The organism is Dietzia sp. Die43, assembly GCF_024519835.1.
GTDB classification, from domain to species: domain Bacteria; phylum Actinomycetota; class Actinomycetes; order Mycobacteriales; family Mycobacteriaceae; genus Dietzia; species Dietzia kunjamensis.
Window position 1 is genome coordinate 1 of sequence record NZ_JALJRF010000036.1, and the last position, 5,346, is coordinate 5,346.

At 56.1% G+C, this 5,346-nt stretch carries 3 rRNA genes; all 3 read right to left on the reverse strand.

What is annotated here, in order from left to right:
- Nucleotides 1-9: 9 nt before the first annotated feature.
- The 3 genes from rrf to NR111_RS17955 all read right to left on the reverse strand — a co-directional run bounded on the left by rrf (nt 10) and on the right by NR111_RS17955 (nt 5,172).
- Nucleotides 10-126: ribosomal RNA gene (rrf, locus tag NR111_RS17945) — 5S ribosomal RNA — on the reverse strand.
- Between the two features lie 91 nt (nt 127-217).
- Nucleotides 218-3,314 (reverse strand): 23S ribosomal RNA (locus NR111_RS17950).
- Between the two features lie 341 nt (nt 3,315-3,655).
- A 16S ribosomal RNA gene (locus NR111_RS17955) occupies nt 3,656-5,172 on the reverse strand.
- Together the 16S, 23S and 5S rRNA genes form the textbook arrangement of a ribosomal RNA operon.
- Nucleotides 5,173-5,346 lie beyond the last annotated feature (174 nt).

The window sequence follows — 5,346 nt, forward strand, 5'->3', positions numbered from 1 at the left end:
TGAAGTTGTGTTCGGCGGTGACCTACTCTCCCACACCCTCACGAGTGCAGTACCATCGGCGCTGGCAGGCTTAGCTTCCGGGTTCGGAATGGGACCGGGCGTTTCCCTGCCGCTATGGCCGCCGTAACTCTGTGAAACAAGGCCCACGTGTTTTCGCGTGGGTGTGTTGTTTCAGATACTGCACAGTGGACGCGTTGCGATTCTTTAGGGGCTGTTTGTGTGTAAGCCCTCGGCCGATTAGTACCGGTCACCTGCACGCATTGCTGCGCTTCCAGTTCCGGCCTATCAACCCCATGGTCTGTGGGGGGCCTTAACCACGCGAAGGTGGTGAGAAACCTCATCTTGGAACAGGCTTCCCGCTTAGATGCTTTCAGCGGTTATCCCTTCCGAACGTAGCTAACCAGCGATGCTCCTGGTGGAACAACTGGCACACCAGAGGTTCGTCCGTCCCGGTCCTCTCGTACTAGGGACAGCCTTCCTCAAGTTTCTTACGCGCGCGGCGGATAGAGACCGAACTGTCTCACGACGTTCTAAACCCAGCTCGCGTGCCGCTTTAATGGGCGAACAGCCCAACCCTTGGGACCTACTCCAGCCCCAGGATGCGACGAGCCGACATCGAGGTGCCAAACCATCCCGTCGATATGGACTCTTGGGGAAGATCAGCCTGTTATCCCCGGGGTACCTTTTATCCGTTGAGCGACACCGCTTCCACTTGCCGGTGCCGGATCACTAGTCCCGACTTTCGTCCCTGCTCGACGTGTCAGTCTCACAGTCAAGCTCCCTTGTGCACTTGCACTCAACACCTGATTGCCATCCAGGCTGAGGGAACCTTTGGGCGCCTCCGTTACTCTTTAGGAGGCAACCGCCCCAGTTAAACTACCCACCAGGCACTGTCCCTAACCCAGATCATGGGCCGAGGTTAGACGTCCAATACGATCAGAGTGGTATTTCAACAACGACTCCACACACACTGGCGTGCATGCTTCACAGTCTCCCACCTATCCTACACAAACCGAATCGAACGCCAATACCAAGCTATAGTAAAGGTCCCGGGGTCTTTTCGTCCTGCCGCGCGTAACGAGCATCTTTACTCGTAGTGCAATTTCGCCGAGTCTGTGGTCGAGACAGCAGAGAAGTCGTTACGCCATTCGTGCAGGTCGGAACTTACCCGACAAGGAATTTCGCTACCTTAGGATGGTTATAGTTACCACCGCCGTTTACTGGGGCTTAAATTCTCAGCTTCGCCTTGCGGCTAACCGGTCCTCTTAACCTTCCAGCACCGGGCAGGCGTCAGTCCGTATACATCGACTTACGTCTTCGCACGGACCTGTGTTTTTAGTAAACAGTCGCTTCTCTCTGGTCTCTGCGACCACCCCCAGCTCAGATCGCAAGGATCGTCACCGGGCGTGGTCCCCCTTCTCCCGAAGTTACGGGGGCATTTTGCCGAGTTCCTTAACCACAGTTCTCTCGATCGCCTTGGTATTCTCTACCTGATCACCTGTGTCGGTTTGGGGTACGGGCCGTGTATGAACTCACTAGAGGCTTTTCTCGGCAGCATAGGATCACTGAATTCCCCACAACGGGTATGCATCAAGTCTCAGCCTTGATGTGACACGGATTTGCCTATGTCACGGCCTACACTCTTACACCAGTACAACCACTGACTGGCCCAGCTACCTTCCTGCGTCACCCCATCGCTTGGCTACTACCAGTTCAGGTCCCGCGCATCCGGTCCACGTCATCCCGAAGGATGCTCTAGGACGTTCAGGGCGGTTAGTATCACTGATTCACCATGGGCGCGCACACACGGGTACGGGAATATCAACCCGTTGTCCATCGACTACGCCTGTCGGCCTCGCCTTAGGTCCCGACTCACCCTGGGCAGATTAGCTTGACCCAGGAACCCTTGATCATTCGGCGGACGAGTTTCTCACTCGTCATTCGCTACTCATGCCTGCATTCTCACTCGTGTGGCCTCCACGCCTGGATCACTCCGGCGCTTCTATGGCCACACGACGCTCCCCTACCCATCCATACACCTGCCCGGAGGAGGTTATTGTATGAATGCCGCGGCTTCGGCGGTGTACTTGAGCCCCGCTAAATTGTCGGCGCAGGACCACTTGACCAGTGAGCTATTACGCACTCTTTCAAGGGTGGCTGCTTCTAAGCCAACCTCCTGGCTGTCTCAGCGATCCCACATCCTTTTCCACTTAGTACACGCTTAGGGGCCTTAGCCGGCGATCTGGGCTGTTTCCCTCTCGACTATGAAGCTTATCCCCCACAGTCTCACTGCCGCACTCTCACACCTCGGCATTCGGAGTTTGGCTGACGTCAGTAACCTTGTAGGGCCCATCGGCCATCCAGTAGCTCTACCTCCGAGGTGAAACATGCGACGCTGCACCTAAATGCATTTCGGGGAGAACCAGCTATCACGGAGTTTGATTGGCCTTTCACCCCTACCCACAACTCATCCCCTCAGTTTTCAACCTAAGTGGGTTCGCGCCTCCACGACGTCTTACCGTCGCTTCACACTGGCCATGGGTAGATCACTCCGCTTCGGGTCTAGAGCATGCCACTGGAAACGCCCTATTAGGACTCGCTTTCGCTACGGCTTCCCCACACGGGTTAACCTCGCGACATACCACTAACTCGCAGGCTCATTCTTCAAAAGGCACGCCATCAGCCCTAAAGCCTCTGACGGATTGTAAGCACACGGTTTCAGGTACTATTTCACTCCCCTCCCGGGGTACTTTTCACCATTCCCTCACGGTACTAATCCGCTATCGGTCACCAAGAAGTATTTAGGCTTACCGGGTGGTCCCGGCAGATTCACAGCAGATTTCACGGGCCCGCTGCTACTTGGGAACACAAATCGCCCCGCCACAAGGTTTTCAGGTACGGGACTCTCACCCTCTCCGGCCGACCCTTCCAAGTCGTTCCCCTAACCCGCGATCAATCAGCGCCCGGTCCGGCAGAACCGGGACATCATGCCCCACAACACCACACACGCAACCCCTGCCGGGTATCACACGCATGCGGTTTAGCCTGATCCGCGTTCGCTCGCCGCTACTGACGGAATCACTATTGTTTTCTCTTCCTGCGGGTACTGAGATGTTTCACTTCCCCGCGTTCCCTCCACACACCCTATGTATTCAGATGCGGGTAACACGCCATCACGCGTGCTGGGTTTCCCCATTCGGACACCCTCGGATCACAGCTCGTTTGGCAGCTCCCCGAGGCTTATCGCAGCCTACTACGTCCTTCATCGGCTCTTGGTGCCAAGGCATCCACCGTGTGCTCTTACACACTTACATTCACAAACAATTAAAGATGCTCGCGTCCACTGTGCAGTTCTCAAACAACACACACCAACCCCACCCACACCCCGGCCACGTATGGCGCATCAGATGTCTCGGGAATCAGTGCCATCAGAAACAACCAAACCCGAAGGCCCGATGGTGTTGTTTCAGACACCCAACAGTGTGTTTCGTCCGGACCACGCTAACGCCGGCACCAGATCCTGCAATCTGATACCGCCGATCACGGCGAGCCCTACGCGATAGTGTTCCACCCAATGAGCCACAGAGCGCGCCACATTCGGACGCGAACCCTGCGCAAACTCTGACCACACCAAAGCGTGGTGAGTGCTCCTTAGAAAGGAGGTGATCCAGCCGCACCTTCCGGTACGGCTACCTTGTTACGACTTCGTCCCAATCGCCGATCCCACCTTCGACGGCTCCCTCCACAAGGGTTAGGCCACCGGCTTCGGGTGTTACCGACTTTCATGACGTGACGGGCGGTGTGTACAAGGCCCGGGAACGTATTCACCGCAGCGTTGCTGATCTGCGATTACTAGCGACTCCGACTTCATGGGGTCGAGTTGCAGACCCCAATCCGAACTGAGACCAGCTTTAAGGGATTCGCTCCACCTCGCGGTATCGCAGCCCTCTGTACTAGCCATTGTAGCATGTGTGAAGCCCTAGACATAAGGGGCATGATGATTTGACGTCATCCCCACCTTCCTCCGAGTTGACCCCGGCAGTCTCTCACGAGTCCCCACCATTACGTGCTGGCAACATGAGACAGGGGTTGCGCTCGTTGCGGGACTTAACCCAACATCTCACGACACGAGCTGACGACAACCATGCACCACCTGTATACAAGCCACAAGGGAAACGACATCTCTGCCGTCGTCCTGTATATGTCAAGCCTAGGTAAGGTTCTTCGCGTTGCATCGAATTAATCCACATGCTCCGCCGCTTGTGCGGGCCCCCGTCAATTCCTTTGAGTTTTAGCCTTGCGGCCGTACTCCCCAGGCGGGGCGCTTAATGCGTTAGCTACGGCACGGAGTCCGTGGAAGGACCCCACACCTAGCGCCCACCGTTTACGGCATGGACTACCAGGGTATCTAATCCTGTTCGCTACCCATGCTTTCGCTCCTCAGCGTCAGTTACTACCCAGAGACCCGCCTTCGCCACCGGTGTTCCTCCTGATATCTGCGCATTTCACCGCTACACCAGGAATTCCAGTCTCCCCTGTAGTACTCAAGTCTGCCCGTATCGCCTGCACGCCCCCGGTTAAGCCGAGGGATTTCACAGACGACGTGACAAACCGCCTACGAGCTCTTTACGCCCAGTAATTCCGGACAACGCTCGCACCCTACGTATTACCGCGGCTGCTGGCACGTAGTTAGCCGGTGCTTCTTCTGCAGGTACCGTCACTTGCGCTTCGTCCCTACTGAAAGGGGTTTACAATCCGAAGACCGTCATCCCCCACGCGGCGTCGCTGCATCAGGCTTTCGCCCATTGTGCAATATTCCCCACTGCTGCCTCCCGTAGGAGTCTGGGCCGTGTCTCAGTCCCAGTGTGGCCGATCACCCTCTCAGGCCGGCTACCCGTCGTCGCCTTGGTAGGCCATTACCCCACCAACAAGCTGATAGGCCGCGGGCTCATCCTGCACCGAAAAACTTTCCAACCCCCACCATGCGGCAGGAGTTCATATCCGGTATTAGACCCAGTTTCCCAGGCTTATCCCGAAGTGCAGGGCAGATTACCCACGTGTTACTCACCCGTTCGCCACTCGTGTACCCCCGAAGGGGCCTTACCGTTCGACTTGCATGTGTTAAGCACGCCGCCAGCGTTCGTCCTGAGCCAGGATCAAACTCTCCATAAAAGCTTCTCAGCACTACGAAAAGCACAATCCAAGCAAAAACAAACCAAAAACTGGCTGTTCAAACAAAAACGCGACCCCCACGACAGGGATGTGAAAGGGTCGCAACCAAACAAAAAATTTGGCACTATCACAAACAAAACACACTGTTGAGTTCTCAAACAACACCCACACACC